The organism is Actinomyces naeslundii, assembly GCF_001956585.1.
Classification (GTDB): Bacteria; Actinomycetota; Actinomycetes; order Actinomycetales; family Actinomycetaceae; genus Actinomyces; species Actinomyces naeslundii.
Window position 1 is genome coordinate 1 of the sequence record NZ_MSRR01000024.1, and the last position, 20,370, is coordinate 20,370.

A 20,370-nucleotide genomic window follows, 5' to 3' on the forward strand; every position below is an offset into this window, starting at 1 on the left:
CATCGGCATTCTCACGGCGGGCGGCGACGCCCCAGGACTCAACGCGGCGATCCGAGGCTTTGGAAAGGCGGCGATTCAGCAGCACGGCTGGGAGCTCATCGGCTTTCGAGACGGCATGCGAGGCCTGGCTGAGAACCGCTTCACCGAGCTCGACCCCGCCGCCCTGTCCGGGATCCTCACCACTGGTGGAACCATGCTGGGAACCAGCCGGGACAAGGTGCATCGCATGATGGTGGACGGCGAGCCGCGCGACATGGTGCCCACCATTGTGGAGAACTGCGAGAAGGACGGGATTGACGCCCTCGTGTGCCTCGGTGGTGGCGGAACCGCGAAGAACGCCAAGCGCCTCATGGACGCGGGCCTCAACGTCATCCACCTGCCCAAGACCATTGACAACGACATCGTCCACACCGACTCCTCCTTCGGATTCGCCACGGCCTTGGAGATCGCTACGGAGGCCGTGGACCGGCTGCACTCGACGGCGCACTCCCACCACCGCATCATCCTCACCGAGATCATGGGGCACCGAGCCGGCTGGCTAGCCCTGGGCGCTGGTATCGCGGGTGGGGCGGACGTCATTCTGCTGCCCGAGATTCCGTACTCGGTGGACGCGATCGCGGACAAGATCGAACGACGCCGCTCCCACGGGTCGTCCTTCTCAGTGGTGGCCGTGGCCGAGGGGGCACTGTCGGTGACGGATCACGCCGAGCTGGAGCACGCCCGCGCCCTGGTCAAGGACGCCTCCAGTCCTGAGCGCAAGGCGATGGCCAAGCGGGGCGTCAAACGCCTGGAGGCATCCCACCGCGCCAACACCTTCACCTTGGCCGAGCAGCTGGAGAGCCTGACCGGACTGGAGGCGCGTGTCTCCATCCTGGGATACGTCCAGCGCGGTGGTTCACCCTGCGGAGCGGATCGTCTCCTGGGCACGCGTCTGGGCGTGGCCGGTGCCGATGCGATCGCTGAGGGCCATTACGGCGTCATGGTGGCCGACCGCGGTCACGGCACGGAGCTGGTGCCGCTCAAGGATGTGGCCGGTCACACCAAGTTCGTTCCGGCCGACCACGAGTGGATCCAGGCCGCTCGCGCCGTGGGGACGGCGCTGGGGGACTGAGAGCCCAGCCTGAGCGGCGGGCGGCTGTGCGCCTCAGCGGGGGAGGAGTGGCCCCGGAGTCCAGGCGACCTCTCCCGGCTCCACGCCGGCCGGGGCGTCTCCGGAGACGATGACGTCTGCGCGCTGCCAGGGGCGGTCCTTGGCGAAGAAGATGCGCTCGCCGGCCATCCACCAGTGCCAGAAGCGCACCGACTCCTCGGCGTTGCCGTTGACGCCCTCTGCGATGTCGCGGCTGATGCCGCGGCGCTCGGCCACATCGTCTCCGGTCTGGACCCAGACGTGCGCGTCAATGAGGTTGCTGACCGCGCGCAGACCGGCTCCGGTTCCCTCGACGACGACCAGGGGGGAGCCGGCCGGGACGCGGATGGAGCCCTCTCGGCCGTGCTCCCGCCATTTGTCCGGGACGAGGTCGAGGCAGCCGGCCTCACGCAACTGGGTCAAGGTGTCGACGAGCAGCTGGTCCCAGTCGTAGAGCGGCTCGTTCCAGATGAGGTCGTCAAGGTGGAAGGCCTGCGCGCCGGGGACGGCCGCCGTTAGTGCCGTGGTAAGCGTCGTCTTGCCGGATCCGCCTCGTCCGTCGACGGCGATGATCGCCGGCCGTCCCTCTGGGGCTCCGACAAGGCCCAGCAGATGCGCAACGAGCTCATCGGTACCGCTGACCTGCCACTGAGCGACAGCGGGCTCCTCCGGCTGAAGCTGGATGGACTCAGCCCCACTCACGCGCCGGAAACGATTGTCGTCGGTGGGGTTTTGACAATTACTCATGAGATATTTCTCCCTGGATACCAATCAAGTGCTACCATACCATCATGGCTCACTTATTTGTTCTCGATATTATATACACGCAGGGTACTGAAGCCGTCGACCCCCACCTGGAGGCCCATCGCCAGTACCTCACCCGCAACTACAAAAACGGCAGGTTCCTAGCCAGCGGGCGCAAGGATCCCAGAACAGGCGGTATCATCATTGCTGTTGGTGCGCGCAACGAGATTTCAGAAGTTGTGACTGAAGACCCGTTCGTAGTGAACGGTGTCGCAGAGTACACCATTACCGAATTTATTCCAACAATGACGTCACCTCATCTCGAGAATTATCGCGAAAACCTGTAAATAGTGAACATAAGTCTCCAATCAATGTAAAGAACGGCTCATGAGGGTCAGATCGAGGAGCTGTCCGAGCTTCTCGCCTGCCTGCGGGACGGTGCCGACTATGGTGAAACCATAGCGTTCGTGCAGACGTACCGAGGTCACGTTGCCGGCCTCGACGAGAGCGATCATGGTACGGTCCCCAGCCGCCCGGGAGGCTTCGATCAGGGCAGCCAGAAGCCTGGAACCAAGACCATGACCTTGAGCGGCCGGGGACAGGTAGATCGAGTCCTCGACGGTACGGGCATAGCCCTCATAGGAGTGCCATGCACCGGCGACCGCGAAGCCGACGATCTTCTGAGGCCTACCGTCCACGTGGGCAACGAGAGCCGTTCCGCGCTGCACCATGGGCGCCAGCCAGGCCTCAGCCTGGACAGGGTCCTGCTCAACGCTCGTCCAGATCGCCAGAGACTCCCGCACGGCCGCATTGCGGAGACGCCGGATACCGGGGGAGTCCTTCATGGTCGCTGGACGGATCCGATAGAGCCCTGCCGTCGTCATGAGCCGCCTTTCTCAACGTACCGGGCCAGGTATCGGCCCGTCAGAGTCCTCCGGTCCGCCACCATCTGCGCCGGCGTTCCGGTGAACACGACGCGACCGCCGTCATGGCCTGCGCCGGGGCCCATGTCGATGACCCAGTCTGCGTGCGCCATGACCGCCTGATGGTGCTCGATGACGACGACGGTGCGACCGGAGTCCACAATCCTGTCCAGCAGCGCGAGCATGGCCTCAATATCGGCCGGGTGGAGCCCAACGGTCGGCTCGTCAAGGACGACGACGCGCCCTTCCTGGCCCAGGTGGACGGCAAGCTTGAGCCGCTGGCGCTCGCCTCCGGACAGGGTGGTCAGCGCCTGACCGAGTCTGAGATAACCGAGGCCAACGTCCGTCAACCTCGCCAGGATTCTGGATGCGGCCAGTAGACGCGTCTCACCCCGGGAGAAGAACTCCAGTGCCTCGGTGACGCTCATGTCCAGGACGTCTGCGATACTTCGTCCGCGGAGCCGGTAGGCCAGTACCTCATCGTTGAAACGGCGCCCCTGGCATGCCTCACAGCAGGACTCCACGGTCTCCATGAAGCCCAGCTGTGTCTCAATGACACCGGAGCCACCGCACACGGGACAGGCTCCTTCTGAGTTGGCCGAGAAGTACGCCGGCTTGGCGCCCTTGTCCTTATTGGCTTTGGCGAAGGCCTTGCGAATATGATCGAGCAGGCCGGTATAGGTCGCCGGATTCGAGCGCCGAGACCCCTTGATCGGGCTCTGGTCGATCGTCACCACGTCATCCATGGGGGAGAGGTGGCCGTGGATGAGACTCGATTTACCGGAACCGGCAACGCCCGTGACAACAGTGAGAACGCCTGTGGGTATATCGACATCGACGTGGCGAAGATTGTTCGTGCTGGCGCCACGAATCTGGATTCTTCCCGCGGGGGAGCGAGGGGTGTTCTTGATCTGCAGATGGTCGGTCAGGTGGCGCCCGGTGAGAGTATCGGAGTCACGCAGCTGCTCAACGGTTCCTTCGAAGCAGATCCGACCGCCCTGATCGCCGGCTCCCGGTCCCAGGTCCACCACGTGATCGGCGATCTCGATCGTCTCAGGCTTGTGCTCGATGACGAGCACTGTGTTTCCCTTGTCCCGCAAGGACAGCAGGAGCTCATTCAGAAGGTGGAGGTCGTGCGGGTGCAGACCGATACTGGGCTCATCGAAGACGTAAGTGACATCGGTGAGGGCAGAACCCAGGTGACGTACGAGCTTGGTGCGCTGGGCCTCACCACCTGAAAGTGTCGCAGCGGGGCGATCCAGTGAGAGGTATCCCAGTCCGATGGATACGAAGGCATCCAGCATTTCCTTCACGTTGGCAAGCAGGGGAGCAGCGTCGGCAAGAACACTCTGAAGATGAGTGATCCACTGCGCCAGATCGGAGATCTGCATGGCGCAGGCGTCGGCAATCGACTTCTCATCGATCAGACAGGTGCGGGCCGGCTCGGACAGGCGGGTCCCGTCGCACTGCGGGCAGGTCCCGAAGACGACAGCCTGTTGCACAAAGGCGCGAACATGGGGTTGCAGCGTCTCTGGCTCCTTGGAGAGCATTGACCTGCGAATTCTGGAGACGAGTCCCTCGTAGGTGACGTTGATTCCGCCGACCTTGATCTTGGTCGGATCCTTGTAAAGCAGGTCGTTTCGCTGCCTAGGCGTGAAGGTGGACACCGGCTTGTCCGCCGGAAAGAGGCCGGACTCGGTGAAACTGCGCACCTGCCAACCGCCCACTGCGTAACCGGGGACGGTGATCGCACCGTCTTTCAGGGAGAGCGTCTCATCGAGCACCTGCGTCAGATCGATGTCGGAGACCTTGCCCATACCTTCACAGGTCGGGCACATCCCGCCCTGAACGCTGAATCTCTTGCGCTCAACGACCTTGCGGCCGCCGCGCTGCGTGGTGACCGCGCCGCCACCGGTAACGGACGGAACGTTGAAGGCGAAGGCCTGGGATGAGCCGATGTACGGCTCGCCCATGGTGGAGAACAGAACCCTCAGCAAAGCCCCGACGTCGCTGACGGTTCCGAGCGTGGAGCGCGGATTGGATCCCATACGCTCCTGGTCCACGACGATCGCCGGTGTCAGCCCTTCCAGGTGGTCGACGTCGGGACGCGCGCTGGCGTCCATGAATCCCTGGACGAAGGCCGGGTAGGTCTCGTTGATGAGACGGCGCGACTCGGCTGCGATCGTGGCGAAGACCAGCGAGCTCTTGCCGGAGCCCGACACTCCGGTGAACACAGTGAGCCTGCGCTTGGGGATGACGACGTCGACGCCTCGCAGGTTGTTCTCACGAGCTCCGACGACGCGGATGACATCGTGCTTGTCAGCAGCGGTCTGTGCAGCAGCCCTTCCACCAGTCACAGGAGCAATTGTGCCGGATGTCGCCGCATGCCGGCGATACCGCCCAGTCCCAGTCAATGCCGATAATGTACATTATGTCATTCTGCGTGAGCGGGAAGAGGCGCGCCCGACCTCTACCCTCTCTCGCCCACAACCGTCCCCCCTCACACAACCGTCGTGTAGCCTTCGCGGAGCATGCCAGCCGGTCCCGCCTGCAGACCACGTCCTCAGGGAGCCACATGTTCCTCGCCCTACGCGAGATCCGCCACGAACCCGTTCGTTTCGGGCTCATCATCTCCGTCATCACATTGGTGGCTTACCTCACTTTTTTTCTGGCCTCGTTGGCCATTGGGCTTGCCCACCTCTATCGCGCCGGCATCGATGGCTGGAACTCAGGCAGCGTGGCCATCACCGATGCCTCCAACGAGAACCTCTCAGCCTCACGGCTGAGTGACGAGCAGCTGAGTGCGGCCAAGGAGCTGGCACAGGAGCACGGAACCACGGCGTCGACTCTCATGAGCACGGCTGCCGTCGCTCAGGTCCCGGAGGTCAAGGACAAGGACGGCAAGGCACTGAGAGACGACGTCTTCGCCTTCGGCATCGACCTGGACGGAGAGCTCAGCCCGGTCGTGACCAGTGGCCGATCGATCTCGGACCCCACCAGGGAGATACTCGTGGATGACTCCCTTGAGGCCAAGGGGTTCAAGACCGGTGACACGCTCCGGCTCCTGGGATCAGATCACGACTGGACCATCGTCGGTCTCACCCACGACACGACCTTCCAGTCGGCTCCCGTGGTGACCCTGGACGGCCAGGCCCTGAGCCAGTACGGTCCCACCAGCCTGTCCCCCGCGGTCTCCGCCATCGTGTTCAAGGCCGACCTGACCACGGACAGCAAAGCCATGCAGTCCGCTCAGGACGCGGGTCTGACGATTCTCACCAGCGAGGAGCTCGTTCGGACGCTGCCGGGATACTCGGCCCAGGTTCTTACCTTCAGCCTCATGATCGGCTCGCTGATCCTCATCGCCTCTACGGTGCTGGGCATCTTCATCTATGTGCTGACCCTGCAGAAGAGACCAGTTCTGGGAATTCTCAAGGCGCGTGGTGTGCCCACGGGGTATCTCGTCCGGTCGGGCTGCGCCCAGACCCTCGTGCTGTCGGTCGTCGGTATCGGCATCGGACTGCTTCTGACGGTGGCAACCTCCCTGGTCCTGCCCAGTGCCGTCCCCTTCAGGCTCTCCGGTCTTCTGGACCTTCTCATCGCCGCCGCCTTCGTCCTCGTCTCGGTCATCGGTGGTCTTATCTCCGTGCGGGTCGTCTCCCGCATCGACCCCGTGGAGGCCATCTCATGACGACGCCGACAGCAGCAGGCCAAGCAGCGAGCCAAGAAACAACCACAGTCATGTCCCTGGAATCGGTGACCCGGGACTACCGCCAGGGCGACGAGATCGTTCACGCGCTGCGCAGCACGGATCTTCACCTTCGCGCCGGTGAGCTCGTCGGGATTCTGGGGCCGTCCGGTTCTGGAAAATCGACGCTGCTGACCATCATGGGCGGGCTGCGCACTCCCTCCAGCGGCACCGTCACCATCTTGGGCGAGCCTTTCTCCTCCCTGCCGGAGAAGCGCCGGGCCCGGCTCAGGCTCCGGCGCATCGGTTTCGTCCTCCAGGCCTCGGGCCTGGTTCCCTTTCTGCGGCTCAACAACCAGTTCGACCTGCACGACCGGGTCACGCGCACGAAGGGCGACACCGACAGGCGCGATCACCTTCTGGACTCACTGGGCATCTCGAAACGTGCACACGCCTATCCCTCCGAGCTCTCCGGGGGCGAGCGCCAGCGCGCCGCCATTGCGGTGGCGCTCTACCACAATCCCGACATCATTCTGGCGGACGAGCCGACTGCCGCTCTGGACACCCGACGGGCTCAGGACGTCGCCCATCTGCTCGCAGATCAGACCCATGAGCTGGGAAAGGCCACAGTCATGGTCACTCATGACGAGCGGCTGCTTCCCGTGTGCGACCGGGTGCTGGTCATGCACGACGGCGTCCTGACAGAGCAGGACGCCGTGAAGGACGAGGGCCACGCCCACTCAGACACTCACTGAACCGCGCTGGTTCCTCCCAGCATGGAGAACTACAGTCGTGAATCGTGTCCACGATTCCGAACTCCGACCACTTCCCCACTGCTGTCTTCCTCGGTGACTCCGTCACCACCGGCTGGCGAGCACTGAGCCATCCCCGTAATCGCTGGACCTCCCTCGTGTGCGAGCACCAGCGGTGGCGGGAGGTGAACCTGGCGGCGGACGGTCTTGGCTTCTTCGCACGTCGCGGAGGCCACCTGCCTGGAGGTCAGCGCTCGCCGTCCTGCCGTGACACCACCTGGTTGGAGGCGGTTCTGCGCTGTGAGCCCGACGTCGTTACCATCAGCCTGGGCCTGAACGACGCGGCCTTCCTCCCCTCCCAGCGCGAGCTGGTCGAGCAGGCCATCGACCATGACCTCACCTTCTTCTCCACCCGGTTGCGGGGCACCCCGGTCATTGTCGCGCCCTACTTCCCCTCCCTGGAGATCGGTCCGCGCTTCCAAGCCATCCACCGTCTCGTCCATGAGGGGGCCACTTCCCTGGGCCTGTCTTCCACCGACGCCCTGACCACTGCGATCAACGGTGACGAGGACCGGCTCGCCATCGACCAGATCCACCCCGACGACGCCGGGCACGCCCAAATGGCCCGCGCCATGATCTCCCTCTACGCCGAGCTCCTGCCCAGCGCATAACACTTCCGTCGGCGTTTACGCAGGTCAGTTGGGTAATGACCCCTTCGAGGCATATGCTTGACAGCAGATCGCACTGACCATGAACGACTAGAGGGAGCTCGAGGATCCACTCGTGGAGTCACATCGCGAACCCACACTGGCTGATGTTGCCCAGGCTGCAGGCGTCTCGCTGACTACAGTCTCCCGCGTGCTCAATAACCGCGGTTACCTCTCCCAGGAGACCAAGGAGCGGGTGGCCGAGGCGATCGCACAGCTGAACTACCGCCCCAATCAGATCGCCCGGGCGCTGCACGGCAAGTCCACGCAGTCGATCGGGCTGATCGTCCCCACCGTCGCCCTGCCCTTCTTCGGGGAGCTCACTGAGTACGTCGAGGACTTCCTGGCCGAGCACGGCTACAGGACATTCGTCTGCAACTCCATGGGAAAGGCGGATCGAGAACGCGACTACCTCGATCTCCTGGTCTCCCACCGGGTCGACGGGATCGTCTCCAGCGCCCACAACGACGGCCTGGCCGACTACGGCTCGATCCACCTGCCCGTGGTCAGCGTCGACCGAGACCTCTCCCCCACCGTCCCCAACGTCCGCTGCGACAACGAGGCCGGCGGCCGTCTCGCCGCCGAGCACCTGCTCAAGAGAGGAGCGCGGCGTCCAGCGCTGCTGACCTCCCGTACCGGTATCCACAACCTGCGGGAGAAGGGCTACCGTCAGGTGCTCCAGCAGGCCGGGATCGAGCCGGTGGTCCTGACCGTTGACTTCAACACGCCCAACGGCGAGCGCCCGGGCCTCATCCGCGAGCGGCTCGACCTCGTCGCCGACGACATTGACGCAGTCTTCGCCACCGATGATCTCGCTGCCGCACAAGTGATGGAGTGGGCGGCCGAGCGCGACCTGAGGATTCCGGACGACTTCAAGGTGATCGGTTTTGACGGCACTATCGCCATGCAGCATGCTCTGCCGGCGCTGACCACGATCCAGCAGCCCATCGCCAACCTGGCCCGGGCAGCGGTCGACCTGCTCCTGAACCGGATCGAGTCGGCCACCGCCGTCTCCTCGGAGAACAAGCAGCAGGGCGAGCCCTGGAAGGACCTGCAAGCCCCCTCCCCCATGCCAGTCAGGCTACTGCCCGGCCGCACCGCCTAGTGAACCGGAGAAGATATTCAGTGGGCCCCAACCATCTAGGTCGGGGCCCACTGAATATCTGTGTCACAGACAATCGTTCAACGGATCAGGCATTGGCCTGTGCAGCGTCGGCCTGAGCATCCGCCTTGTCATCATCGGAGTCGTCGGTCTTGCGAACGACGTCGAAGAGGGCGTCTCCCCGGTGAATCGTTCCAGCACCGTGCTCCTCGATCCCCTCGTAGCCCTGGGCGTTGGAGACGACGATCGGGGTGACGGTCTGGTAGCCGGCGGCACCGACGGCAGCCCAGTCGACGTCCACCAGCGGCATGCCACGCAGAACCTTGTCACCGGCCTTGACCTTGGGGCTGAAGTGCTTGCCCTCGAGCTGGACGGTGTCCATGCCGACGTGGATGAGCAGCTCGACTCCGCTTGCGGCTCGCAGACCGTAGGCGTGCCCGGTCGGGAAGGCCACGAGAACCTCGCCGTCGACCGGGGATACGACCGGCCCCTCAGCGGGGGCGATGGCCATGCCCGGGCCGAGCATGCCGGAGGCGAAGGTCTGGTCCTCCACCTCGGACAGCGGGATCGCACGCCCCTGGATCGGAGCGGTGACGGTGAAGTCCTCGGCGGCCTCATCGGGCAGCTCGACGGTCTCGGCGTGCTCGGCCATGGCCTCGGCCTCCAGGGCAGCCTCATCCGCCTCACCGACGTCGTCGCCGGCCAGGGATGCCTTACCACGCGTTGAGGCGTAGGCATAGGCTGCGGCGAAGGCGATGATGATCGTGAACACCTCCACGGCGAGGTACTTGGGAATATCCGTTGTTCGCATCGACACGAAGCCCACCATTCCCGCAGCCCCCAGGGAGTGCGTGCGCAGGTCGAGCAGGGAGACCAGGATGCCTCCGATGCCGGCTGCTCCCATTCCGATGAAGAAGGGCCAGCGGAGGCGGAGATTGACACCGAAGATGGCGGGTTCGGTGATGCCGAAGAGCGCGGAGACACCACCGGCGCCCGCAAGCCCCTTCATCTTGGCATCACGGGTCTTGAGGAACACGGCCAGAGCCACGGCGCCCTGCGCGACATTGGCCATGGAGGCGATCGGGAAGATGAAGGATCCACCGGTAGTGGCCTTATCAGCAATGAGAGGCAGCTCCACCGCGGGGAAGGACTGGTGCAGACCGGTAACCACGATTGGGGAGTAGACGATGCCAAAGAGGAAGCCACCCACAGGACCTGCCGTGTTGTACAGCCAGTCCAAACCGTCCGTGATCCAGATCGACAGCTCGCGGGTGAGCGGGCCGACGACGATGAAGGTGAGGAAGCCGGTGACCAGCATGGTGAAGAGCGGCGTCAGCAGGAAGTCGGCGGTTCCGGACAAGCGTTTGTGAAGCCACTTCTCAATCATGGACAGGATCCATGCCACGCACAGCACCGGGATGACCATGGCCTGGTAGCCGATCTTGGCCACTTCCAGACCGAACAAGGACCAGGTCGAAGACTCCCCTGTGTACTGCCAGAACTTTGCCGCCGCCTCCGGATTGGACATGTCATAGGCGGACAACAACGACGTCGAGACCATGGCCGCACCCATAGCGGCACCCAGATAGACGTTGCCACCGAAACGCTTGGTCGCCGAGTAGCCCACGAGTACCGGCAGGAAGGCGAAGGCCGCCGCCGAGATCATGTTGATGAGAGCCGCATAGTCCTTGAGCCAGCCCCAGCGCTCTGTCAGCGCCTGGTCGCCGAAGAGCCCCTCGGCGGTCAGGACGTTGTTCAGGGCCATCATGAGACCGCCGGCGATGAGGGCGGGAAGAATCGGAACGAAGATGTCGGCGATCGTCTTGATGAAACGGGAGAGCGGGTTGCCGCCCTTGGCGGCCTGCTCCTTGGCCTCATCCTTGGAGACCTCCTTGACGCCTCCGGTGTGGATCATCTCGGAGAAGACGAGGTCGACGTCTCCCGGCCCGACGATGATCTGGAACATGCCGCCCGCGATGAAGGTTCCCTTGAGGTCGGGGTCCTTGTCGAGAGCCTTCTGGTCGACCTTGTCCATGTCATTGAGGACAAGACGCAGGCGGGTCGCGCAGTGCGCTGCTGCGTTGATGTTGTCGGCGCCACCGACGTACGTCAGGACGTCCTTCGCCACGCGGGCGTGATCCATTGCCACCCGGGGTTCCTTTCTCGTGATGGGACCGCGAGAACTGGGAGGGCTGGGAAACCCATTGGTCGGGAACATCGCTGACTCCCGGCGGCCACACCTATGTCAATCGATGGTCACAGTACAGTGAGTCACAGCACCCTGCAACCGGAGAGAAGGGTCTGGTCAGTTTCTCGACTCCGGGCTACTGAATCATTACCTGTCCGCGTCTATCCGCGTCGTGGAGCGGATATCAGCAAGCCTGCGGAGCCTGGACGAAAGTCCTGATGCTGCCGGCTGACAGTGTCAGCACGTCCTCTACCAGGAGCCCTGCCCCCGAGCTGGCGGGATCGACGAAGCTGCGCAGGGTGAAGGTCAGCATCCCGCCGCCAACGAGGATCTCGGTCAGTGAGCGGTCGTGGATCACCTCCAGCGACGACGTACAGCCCTCGGGCAGCGTCACCGTGCGCGTCTCACCGTGCTGGGTGTAACGGGAGGTCGACCGGTCCACCCGAAGCGCCCCACCGTCCAGAACAATGTCCACGTGCGACTCGTCCGTGCCGATTCGCAGCCCCCACGCGCCTGAGCTGCGTGCTTCATCGACGTCCACACGCAGCTGCCAGCTGCGGTGGCCCTCCAGCTCGGTAACCTGGTGAAGACCGGGCTCGAGAACCGTGCCCACCAGAGCCGGCTGTCCGACGTCGTAGGGCAGATCAGTCGCAGGGCGCTGAACGAGCCGACCATTCCTCACGCTCAGCGCTCTTGGCAGACTCAGGGCGTGAACCCATCGGCCTGTCTCGATCGAGGGCTGGTCGTCCTCGGAGGCATTGCCTGCCCAGGCGGTCAGCAGCACCGGCCCCGGCTCAGAGGGGCGGCGGGTGAACACCTGGGGAGCGTAGAACTCGAAGCCTCGGTCGACCTCGTAGAAGGCGCCATCGGTGTCCCGCAGCTCGGCGCCCACGAGATGCCCCACCGTGTAGACGCAGGGGAAGACGTTCTCGAAGCCCTCTCGCTGCGGGGTGATGCCCTGGGGGCACCAGACGAGGACGTCCCAGTCCTCGCCAGTCACCTCGTCCTTCACCCGCACCAGGCCGGGGCACTCCCACATGTAACCGAAGGAGTCGAAGGCACCGTCCGCGTCCGGAAAGCTCAGCTCCCCCTCGAGCTCCCAGGAGATCAGGTCCCGGGAGCGGTACAGAACTGCGGCGCCGGTCTCGTTAGTCCGCTGGACGCCGATGAGCATCCGGTACTCCCCGGGCCGGTCGGGGTCCCTGAAGACCTGCGGGTCACGGTAGTGGGCGGTATATCCCTCAGCATTGGTAGGAATGAGGGGATTGCCGGGCCACTTGGTGAAGGCGCTCAGATCACTGCTGGTCACCAGGCACTGACTGGCGGTGCGTTCATCAGTCACCGGGTCCTTGAGGTTGCCGGTGTAGAAGAGCTGGCACGGAGCCCCAGCAGGGGCGGCATCGACCTCGTGCCCCTCCAGCACGATCGCGTTACCGGAGTAGGCGCCGGAGCGGTCGTAAAAGGAGTCCGGGATGATGGCCGGCTCGTGGTGGCGCCAGTGCAGCAGATCCGTCGAGGAGGAGTGTCCCCAGTAGACCAGCTTGCGGTGGGGATGGAAGGGGCTGAACTGGTAGAAGGCGTGATAGGTGCCTCGGTCGACCAGAAGCCCGTTGGGATCGTTGAGCCGTCCTATTGGGGGAACGACGTGGAAGTGCGGGTAGTCCGGGTCATCGGCCGCAGCGGAAGTAGCAATCGCATCCAGGGCCAAGCCCTTGAGGTCCTCAGTCACGCTCGGATGTTAGCAGGACCACTCCCCCGTGCTGGACGTGCGCCCAGCAGATGTGCGGCGGGATTCGGTGGGAGGCCGTTTAACGACCAGCAGACGACCAGCACAGGACCAGTGGGCAGCTGGCGGACGATCAGTGGAAGTACGGGATGATGAGCCAGAGGCCGAACAGCGCGATCACGGCGGCGATCACGATGAAGACTCCGGCCAGGATCTGGGCCCGCAGCACGCCCTCGACCTGACCGGCCTCGTGCTTGGCGTGCACGGTGGCCATCATACGGGCCGCCAGCGAGCAGATGGTGAGAATGAAGGCGGTGCCCAGTACCGTCACCGCGGTCACCAGCCCCAGGGAGGCCCAGTCGATCGTCATACCGGTCATGCCATGGATCCTGTCGTCATCCGCTGCGCACGCTCCTGGTCCGTCGCACCGTTGACGATCTCGGAGCGCACCTCCTCAAGTGTGCGCGGTTCGCGACCCAGCTCGGGATCGCGCTTGGCGACGACGACCTCGGAGGCGTCATTGACGTTGGAGAAGTCTACCCGGTTGTGGCCGGCCTGCCTGATGATCGCCAGCGCCCCGAGGATGAGCAGGCAGATGACGACAATTGTGCCGGGCACCCCTCCCTTGACCGCGACGTATGACGTAGCGGCGCCCACCAGACCTGAGCATGGGAGCGTCACCAGCCAGGCGATCCCCATCTTGCTGGCCGTTCCCCACGACACCTTGGTGCCTCGGCCGATCCCCGAGCCCAGGATCGACCCGGTGCAGATATGAGTGGTGGACAGGGCGAAGCCCAGGTGGGAGGAGGCCAGGATCGCCACGGTCGAGGCGGTCTCGGCGGCGAAGCCCTGTGGAGCCTCGACATGCACCAGTCCGCGCCCCATGGTGCGCATGATGCGCCAGCCTCCGGAGTAGGTTCCCAGACCGATGGCGAGTCCTGCCGCGGCGATGACCCACCAGTGGGGGCCGGTACCGGCCTCCTGGTAGCCACCGGCCACGAGCACGAGAGTGATGACTCCCATGGTCTTCTGCCCGTCGGAGGTGCCGTGAGACAGGGCCACCAGCGATGCGGTGACCCGCTGGCTGTTGCGGAAGAGTCTCTGGGAGTAGGGGTTGGTCGGGTGCGCGATGCGGTAGGCGAGCGCTGTGGCCAGCGTGGCAGCCACCCCGGCCACAACCGGGGCGATGACGGCCGGCAGGATGATCTTGGAGATCACCGTTCCCCAGTGGACTCCTTGAGCCCCGGCCGCCACGACGACCGCCCCGATGAGTCCCCCGAACAGTGCGTGCGAGGACGATGACGGCAGCCCGAACAACCAGGTCGCCAGGTTCCACAGGATGGCGCCGGCCAGACCCGCGAAGATCATGGCCGGCGCCGCCTCGATCACCGCGTCGTCGAACATCCCGTGAGAGATCGTCTTGGAAACCTCGGTTGACAGGCAGGCTCCGATCACGTTGAGCACGGCGGCAACCAGAACCGCTCTTCTGGGTGTGAAGGCGCCTGTCGCCACCGACGTCGCCATCGCATTGGACGAGTCGTGGAAACCGTTCGTGAAGTCGAAGACGAGGGCCGTCACAACGACAACGACCACAAGGAAGAGAATGGTGCTCATACCGTTCCCGATGGGAGATTGAGTGACCCTCCCTGCCGCCCTGCCGGGCGGGGGCGAAGGCCCGGGCCGCTTGAGCGCAACCCACCAGTATTGTTACCCGCCGATCGCCCCACTGCCTAACTGATCGCGCACAGGCTTCGGACCAGCTGCAGTCACCTACCTTCATACGTGAAGCTAATGGGCCAACAACACGGCCTTTCGTCCCAACGAGGGCGCAACTTTCCTGAGCAAATTGTCACCTTCCACAAACGGCTCTTGATGCAGTGGCATTGCCGGGAAAGGGGCACCCATCACGATAGGGTCACCGCATGGCAGCGGACACCACGAACAGCCTGGACACCATCCACAGCGGGACCCTCCCCGGACAGGGGAATGACATCGAGTCAATGACTGACATCGACCTGGGGATCGACCTGGGAACGACTCGTACCGTCGTCGCGCGCGCCGACCGGGGCAACTACCCAGTCCTCAGCTTCGGCGACGAGAACGGCGATGAGAACGACTTCATCCCCTCGTTGACGGCCCTGCGCGATGGCGAGCTCGTCCACGGTTTCGCTGCCAGGCAGGCCGCCCGCCGAGGGACCCCCTTGTTGCGCAGCCTCAAGCGGGCTCTGGCAGCCCCTACCCTGACCGCCTCCACCCCGGTGAGGCTGGGCGAGCAGTCCTTCTCCGTCTTGGAGGTACTCACCAGCTACCTGCGTCACGTCAAGGCTGAGCTGGAGAAGCAGAATGTGTCTGTCGACCGGGCTCGTGTGGTTGTGGCGGTGCCCGCCCACGCCTACGGGGCTCAGCGGCTGCTGACCCTGGAGGCCTTTCAGCAGGCGGGCTTCCGCGTGGCCGCCATGCTCAACGAGCCCAGCGCCGCAGGCTTCGAGTACACGCACCGCAAGGCCACCACCGTCTCCTCCAGGCGCACCCGGGTCCTGGTCTACGACCTGGGCGGAGGCACCTTCGACACCTCACTGGTCGACGTCGTCGGCACCTCCCACGAGGTGCTGGCCTCGCACGGGCTCGGGGACCTGGGCGGGGACGACGTTGACCTGCTCATAGCGACGATGGTGCTGAACAAGGCCGGTATCGCCGAGGAGGACCTCTCCCCTGCTGAGCTCGACGACCTGCTGGACCAGTGTCGCGACGCCAAGGAGCACCTCACCCCCCAGAGCCGCCGGGTGCTCATTGTCCTGCGGGGACAGGACATCGTCCTTCCTGTGGTCGACCTGTACCAGGCATGCAGCCCGCTCATCGAGCGCTCCCTGGCCACGATGGCTCCACTGGTCGGCAGGCTTGACGACGGCAGTCCGGACCTGACCGACATCGCCGGCGTCTACCTGGTTGGAGGCGCCTCCGGTCTCCCACTGGTGCCCAGGCTCCTGCGTGAGCGCTTCGGCCGTCGGGTCCATCGTTCCCCCTACCCGGGGGCCTCGACGGCGATCGGCCTGGCGATTGCGGCCGACCGCACCAGCGACTACGACCTCACCGACAGGCTCTCACGGGGCTTCGGTGTCTTCCGTGAGGCCGACGGCGGTCACCGCCTCACCTTCGACTCGATCCTCAGTCCCGAGTCCATCCAGGCCTCTCCCGGTGGCCGGGAGGGCACGGTTCTCACCCGTGAGTACAACGCCGCCCACAACATCGGCTGGTACCGCTTCGTCGAGTGCGCCGATGTCGATGAGACCGGCGAGCCCCGCGGAGAGATCGCCCCCTACCAGGACATCGTCTTCCCCTTCGAGGCCGCACTGCGTGATGTGGACGACCAGGAGCTGCGCACCTACTCCGTGGAGCGGCGTGAGCACGGGCCACGGATCCAGGAGCACTACCGCATCGATGAGGCCGGCCTGGTGCGAGTCACCATCACCGACCTCACCGACGGGTACAGCCGCCACTACGTCCTGGGTCAACGCACCGAGTAGGTGCGAGGAACCACGAGCGCGTCAGAAGCGCGCCGCATCGGAGACCCGGGTGAGAGCCCGGGTCTCATCTTCGCTGAGCTCAAGGCTCAGGGCGTCAACAATTGGCGCCAGCTGCCTCAGGTTACGTGCGGAGGCCAGTGGAGCGGTGACGCCGGGGCGGTCACGCAGCCAGGACAGCGCGACGGCCGCCGGCTCCACTCCGTGATCCGCTGCCACCTGGACGACGGTGTCAACGATGTCGTAGCACTCGGGCCGCTGGTAGTCGGCGACCATCCCGGCACGGTCACCGTCGACCGGCTCGCCCCGTCGATACTTTCCCGTGAGGAACCCGGCAGCCAGAGCGAAGTAGGGCATGAGCCCCATGCCGAGCTCGGCCGCCACCTGTCCTCGCAGGCCCGGGCCCTCGACGTCGTCGCGATGGAGAAGGTTGTAGTGGGGCTGCAGGACGATGGGCCTGGCGCTGCCCTGGGAGTCGGCGATGGCGAACCACTGCCGAATGCGCTCAGGCGTGTAGTTGGACAGCCCCACATGACGGATCTTGCCGGCACGGCGGGCCTCCTCGAAGGCGGCCACGGTCTCCTCCAGCGGGACGGACTCGTCGTCGAAGTGAGCGTAGTAGATGTCGACGACATCGGTACGCAGACGTGACAGCGACTCCTCCAGCGCCAGGCCGATGTTGTCAGCGCTCAGACCGGAGTGGTCGGGCTTGGTCGAGACCTTCGTGGCCAGGACGATGCGATCGCGGACCGGACGTGAGGCGAGCCAGGACCCGATGACGGTCTCGGACTCCCCACCGGAGTTCCCTGGAGCCCAGTAGGAGTATCCGTCAGCGGTGTCGACGAGGTTGCCCCCGGCATCCACGTAGGCATCGAGCACGTCGAAGGAGGTTGCCTCGTCCGCAGTCCAGCCGAATACGTTGCCCCCCAGCCCGATAGGACTGATCCGAAGGTCGGCCAGAGGCCGGGTCGGTGTTCCAGTCATGTTCTCTCCTGATCTCGTCAGCGCTCCCGGAAGGGGAACTTGTCCAGTCATAGGGCATGTCGTCAGACTCGGAATACGTTCGAGGCCGGAACCGCCTCCACGGTTCCAGCCTCGCCGAACAGTACTTTCTTTAGTGCGTCTTGCAGGGCTCAGATGGCCTGCTGCCGCTTGGCAGCGCGACGCTTGGCCAGCTCGTCCTCGACCAACGGTGTCCCCAGCGCCTGGGCGTGATCGACAGGCAGATCGGCAAGCGCCCCCTCGACCTCGTGCCACACGCGTCCCACAGCGATGCCGAAGACGCCCTGACCTCCGGCAACCAGGTCGACGACCTCGTCCGCAGAGGTGCACTCGTAGACCGACGCGCCGTCGCTCATGAGCGTGATGGAGGCCAGGTCCTCGACTCCACGTGAGTGGAGCGCGCTGACAGCCGTGCGGATCTGCTGGAGCGAGACGCCGGTATCGAGAAGGCGCTTGACGACCTTGAGGACCAGGATGTCGCGGAAGGAGTAGAGACGCTGGGAGCCCGACCCCTTGGCGCTGCGGATCGACGGCTCAACCAGTCCGGTGCGAGCCCAGTAGTCGAGCTGACGGTAGGTGATGCCGGCGGCGCGGCAGGCGACCGGACCCCGGTAGCCCGAGTCGGCGTCGAGCTGAGGAAGCGGGTCGCCGAACAGCATGCCCTGAGTACGCTGAGGCCTTGCTACCGCGCTGGCTTCATTCATGCTCACGACCTGCTCCTGTCACCGAAAGAAGGCGCGTCTGAAACCGACGCGGTGGCTCGCTTCGCGCGGCCACGGCTCCACGATAGGGCCAGTTGGGGCGATGCTCAACGAAGGGCACGCCCGATCTCGATGTGCCGTCAGGCATGAATCTCTAGATGAGGTCGAGCACCTTGCGAGATAGTCCCTTGAATCCTTGCAACGGAGCCATTGTGTCGCCTTCACACTCATCATTGTCGAGTGTCATAGATCACAACTAAAGTCACAGCAGTCACATCAGTCCCGCGTGTCGTCAGTGAGGTCGTCAGTCTCCGACAGCATACGCCGCCACTGCGCGAGCCTTTCAGCTCCGTGGTCATCACTGAGGTCAACAGCCCTCAGGCGCGTCAGCGAGCTGCTGGCGTGCACCGGGAACCGGTGGTAGCCGCTCAGTAGGAGTCCCTCGCCCGGAGTGCAAGGCACCGTAGTGACCCCGTCCGGGTAGGCGGGCGTTTCAACGACGAGCCTGGCAACGATGCGAGCGTCGTCGTCGACATCGAGCTCCGTGCGCCCGATACGCCCACCTAGGGCTTCAACGACGTCATCGAGGAGTCTGGGCCACGACGGCGAACGGTGCGGGCCGTGAGCATGCAGGACCAGCCCCTCGTGAGGTGTTACCGGAATCGCCAACATCGCCGGTCCTCCGTCCTCCACGAGGACAGCGACCAGGCCGTCATCAGGATTGGTGGACCTGACGCCCACCAACTGCATCAATGGCACACCCCAACCCTAAGGGGCGGCGATGACCCCTGTCCCCGGAACGCGTACACGACGAGGGCTGATTTTCGTCGACACCGGCTGTCACACGACCCGACTCCGGGCCGGTTCCAGACCCCTTCACGGATGCGCCGTCAGCCCAGCGCGTCGATGGCGCGGCGCAGCAGGATCGTGTGCAGGTCTGCGACGAGCTCGGCCAGCTCGCGGGCGGTCTCCTCCCCCGCACTGCGAGAGCGGGAGCGGCGTGGAGCCACGGCCTGCTCGATCGTGTCCGCCTCCCGCTCGGCGGACGCGCGTACCGCGCGCAGATTGCGCAGGGGCACCCCCTTGCGAGTGATCTCCATGGCCAGGCGCACGGTCCTCAGGTTCTGCTGGCTGTAGCGCCCCCGGACATCGGGGCTGATGAGTCCGACCGCGACGAGCTCCTCGATCTGCGCCTCACTGGCACCGGAGTGGGCCAGGAGCGCCTCCAGATCCATAGGACCGTCGTCGACGATCTGGCCGTCACGGGCAACGACCCGGGCGACGGGCTGAGGCGCAGGAGCCTCGGCGTCGGCATCCAGGCTTGCCAGACGTTCACGAATGACGTGCAACGGGAGGTACTCGTCGCGCTGCACCGCCAGGGCGTAGCGCAGACGCTCCAGGTCCGCCTGCGAGTAGCGACGGTAGCCGTTTCCGACCCGGTGGGGACTGATAAGCCCCTCCCCCTCGAGATAGCGGACCTTGGAGATCGACAGGGCCGGGAACTCAACCTTGAGGAGGTCCACCACCTGCCCGATCTTCATCACCGGCTCTCGGGAGATGCCGCGGGGCCAGCTTCCACCGGCCGGGCGCTCAGAAGCCTCAAGCAAGGAGGAGGGGGTGTCCCTCTTCTTGCTTCGTACGGTTGCGGCGCTCACCGAGACGCGGCTCCGCCCTGGGGGCCGGGGTGGTAGGTCATCCGGTACTTACCGATCTGGACCTCATCACCGGAGCGAAGAGCCATCTGCTCCACACGCGTGCGGTTGACGTAGGTGCCGTTGAGCGAGCCGGAGTCGCGAACTCCGTAGCCGCCGTCAGGCAAGGAGGAGAAGACCGCGTGCTTCCTGGAGACGGTGACATCGTCGAGGAAGATGTCGGCACGCGGGTGACGCCCCACAGTCGTTTCCTCGGCATCCAGGAGGAATCGCGCACCGGTGGTCGGCCCGTGGTGGACCAGAAGGAGCGCGGTTCCTGATGGCAGGGCAGCGATCGCGGCAGCGTCCTGCTGGCTCAGCCCCACCACCGGGGAGTCGACCGAGTTGACGACATCGGCAACCCCGAAGGTCTGGGTGGAGGAGGGATCCTGCTCGATCGGACTGCTCGACATTATTCCTGCCCCTCGGTTCGTTGCGGCGCCCGGTGCGCCGCCTCACGCACCACCATACCGTTCGTTGCACCGGCGTCGAGTCAACA

At 65.0% G+C, this 20,370-nt stretch carries 19 protein-coding genes; 7 read left to right on the forward strand and 12 right to left on the reverse strand.

Going from position 1 to position 20,370, the window contains the following annotated elements; genetic code table 11:
• The first annotated feature begins 1 nt into the window (after window position 1).
• The gene (locus BKH33_RS10585) at window positions 2-1,111 is read left to right on the forward strand and encodes a 6-phosphofructokinase (protein WP_081395430.1); all 1,110 of its coding nucleotides are present in this window, start codon (window positions 2-4) and stop codon (window positions 1,109-1,111) included.
• 33 nt (window positions 1,112-1,144) lie between these two features.
• Here the strand turns inward: BKH33_RS10585 and BKH33_RS10590 are convergent, their stop codons facing one another.
• Window positions 1,145-1,876, reverse strand: coding sequence for a nucleoside/nucleotide kinase family protein (locus BKH33_RS10590; protein ID WP_003784870.1), 732 nt, complete (start codon window positions 1,874-1,876; stop codon window positions 1,145-1,147).
• A 44-nt stretch (window positions 1,877-1,920) separates the two neighbouring features.
• Between BKH33_RS10590 and BKH33_RS10595 the strand changes: the two genes are divergently transcribed.
• Window positions 1,921-2,220 carry a YciI family protein gene (locus tag BKH33_RS10595; protein ID WP_003784895.1) on the forward strand — a complete coding sequence of 100 codons (300 nt, stop codon included), beginning with the start codon at window positions 1,921-1,923 and terminating at the stop codon, window positions 2,218-2,220.
• 21 nt (window positions 2,221-2,241) lie between these two features.
• Here the strand turns inward: BKH33_RS10595 and BKH33_RS10600 are convergent, their stop codons facing one another.
• Both BKH33_RS10600 and BKH33_RS10605 read right to left on the reverse strand, forming a co-directional pair.
• The gene (locus tag BKH33_RS10600; RefSeq protein ID WP_003784890.1) at window positions 2,242-2,757 is read right to left on the reverse strand and encodes a GNAT family N-acetyltransferase; all 516 of its coding nucleotides are present in this window, start codon (window positions 2,755-2,757) and stop codon (window positions 2,242-2,244) included.
• Window positions 2,754-5,153 carry an ATP-binding cassette domain-containing protein gene (locus BKH33_RS10605; RefSeq protein WP_003784902.1) on the reverse strand — a complete coding sequence of 800 codons (2,400 nt, stop codon included), beginning with the start codon at window positions 5,151-5,153 and terminating at the stop codon, window positions 2,754-2,756. The genes BKH33_RS10600 and BKH33_RS10605 overlap by 4 nt, the downstream gene beginning before the upstream one ends.
• A 218-nt stretch (window positions 5,154-5,371) precedes the next feature.
• Between BKH33_RS10605 and BKH33_RS10610 the strand changes: the two genes are divergently transcribed.
• The 4 genes from BKH33_RS10610 (at window position 5,372) to BKH33_RS10625 (ending at window position 9,045) form a co-directional block, all read left to right on the forward strand.
• Entirely contained in the window at window positions 5,372-6,484 is a 1,113-nt protein-coding gene (locus BKH33_RS10610) for an ABC transporter permease (protein WP_003784861.1), read from the forward strand.
• Between the two features lie 50 nt (window positions 6,485-6,534).
• Window positions 6,535-7,236 carry an ABC transporter ATP-binding protein gene (locus BKH33_RS10615; protein ID WP_050998543.1) on the forward strand — a complete coding sequence of 234 codons (702 nt, stop codon included), beginning with the start codon at window positions 6,535-6,537 and terminating at the stop codon, window positions 7,234-7,236.
• A gap of 44 nt (window positions 7,237-7,280) precedes the next feature.
• Complete coding sequence (locus tag BKH33_RS10620) at window positions 7,281-7,904, forward strand: SGNH/GDSL hydrolase family protein (protein ID WP_003784903.1); 624 nt, start codon at window positions 7,281-7,283, stop codon at window positions 7,902-7,904.
• 112 nt (window positions 7,905-8,016) lie between these two features.
• Window positions 8,017-9,045 carry a LacI family DNA-binding transcriptional regulator gene (locus BKH33_RS10625; protein ID WP_003784871.1) on the forward strand — a complete coding sequence of 343 codons (1,029 nt, stop codon included), beginning with the start codon at window positions 8,017-8,019 and terminating at the stop codon, window positions 9,043-9,045.
• Window positions 9,046-9,130: 85 nt separating this feature from the next.
• Here the strand turns inward: BKH33_RS10625 and BKH33_RS10630 are convergent, their stop codons facing one another.
• The 4 genes from BKH33_RS10630 to BKH33_RS10645 form a co-directional block, all read right to left on the reverse strand.
• Complete coding sequence (locus tag BKH33_RS10630; RefSeq protein ID WP_171972159.1) at window positions 9,131-11,185, reverse strand: sucrose-specific PTS transporter subunit IIBC; 2,055 nt, start codon at window positions 11,183-11,185, stop codon at window positions 9,131-9,133.
• Window positions 11,186-11,414: 229 nt separating this feature from the next.
• Window positions 11,415-12,959 carry a glycoside hydrolase family 32 protein gene (locus tag BKH33_RS10635; RefSeq protein WP_003784866.1) on the reverse strand — a complete coding sequence of 515 codons (1,545 nt, stop codon included), beginning with the start codon at window positions 12,957-12,959 and terminating at the stop codon, window positions 11,415-11,417.
• A gap of 130 nt (window positions 12,960-13,089) precedes the next feature.
• The gene (locus BKH33_RS10640; protein ID WP_003784853.1) at window positions 13,090-13,335 is read right to left on the reverse strand and encodes a hypothetical protein; all 246 of its coding nucleotides are present in this window, start codon (window positions 13,333-13,335) and stop codon (window positions 13,090-13,092) included.
• Window positions 13,332-14,570 carry an inorganic phosphate transporter gene (locus tag BKH33_RS10645; RefSeq protein ID WP_003784856.1) on the reverse strand — a complete coding sequence of 413 codons (1,239 nt, stop codon included), beginning with the start codon at window positions 14,568-14,570 and terminating at the stop codon, window positions 13,332-13,334. The genes BKH33_RS10640 and BKH33_RS10645 overlap by 4 nt, the downstream gene beginning before the upstream one ends.
• Before the next feature lie 308 nt (window positions 14,571-14,878).
• Between BKH33_RS10645 and BKH33_RS10650 the strand changes: the two genes are divergently transcribed.
• On the forward strand, window positions 14,879-16,480 hold the full coding sequence (locus BKH33_RS10650) for an Hsp70 family protein (protein WP_003784899.1): 1,602 nt from the start codon (window positions 14,879-14,881) through the stop codon (window positions 16,478-16,480).
• A 21-nt stretch (window positions 16,481-16,501) separates the two neighbouring features.
• Here the strand turns inward: BKH33_RS10650 and BKH33_RS10655 are convergent, their stop codons facing one another.
• The 5 genes from BKH33_RS10655 to BKH33_RS10675 all read right to left on the reverse strand — a co-directional run bounded on the left by BKH33_RS10655 (window position 16,502) and on the right by BKH33_RS10675 (window position 20,284).
• Window positions 16,502-17,461 carry an aldo/keto reductase gene (locus BKH33_RS10655; protein WP_003784876.1) on the reverse strand — a complete coding sequence of 320 codons (960 nt, stop codon included), beginning with the start codon at window positions 17,459-17,461 and terminating at the stop codon, window positions 16,502-16,504.
• A gap of 149 nt (window positions 17,462-17,610) precedes the next feature.
• Window positions 17,611-18,138 (reverse strand): MerR family transcriptional regulator, encoded by a 528-nt coding sequence (locus tag BKH33_RS10660; RefSeq protein ID WP_009397704.1) that lies wholly within the window; start codon window positions 18,136-18,138, stop codon window positions 17,611-17,613.
• Window positions 18,139-18,456: 318 nt separating this feature from the next.
• Window positions 18,457-18,930: a hypothetical protein gene (locus BKH33_RS10665; RefSeq protein WP_043539761.1), complete on the reverse strand. Its 474-nt coding sequence runs from the start codon at window positions 18,928-18,930 to the stop codon at window positions 18,457-18,459.
• Window positions 18,931-19,070: 140 nt separating this feature from the next.
• The gene (gene ftsR, locus BKH33_RS10670) at window positions 19,071-19,835 is read right to left on the reverse strand and encodes a transcriptional regulator FtsR (RefSeq protein ID WP_003784868.1); all 765 of its coding nucleotides are present in this window, start codon (window positions 19,833-19,835) and stop codon (window positions 19,071-19,073) included.
• Entirely contained in the window at window positions 19,832-20,284 is a 453-nt protein-coding gene (locus BKH33_RS10675; RefSeq protein ID WP_003784879.1) for an FHA domain-containing protein, read from the reverse strand. Before BKH33_RS10675 ends, ftsR begins: the two co-directional genes overlap by 4 nt.
• Between the last annotated feature and the right edge of the window lie 86 nt (window positions 20,285-20,370).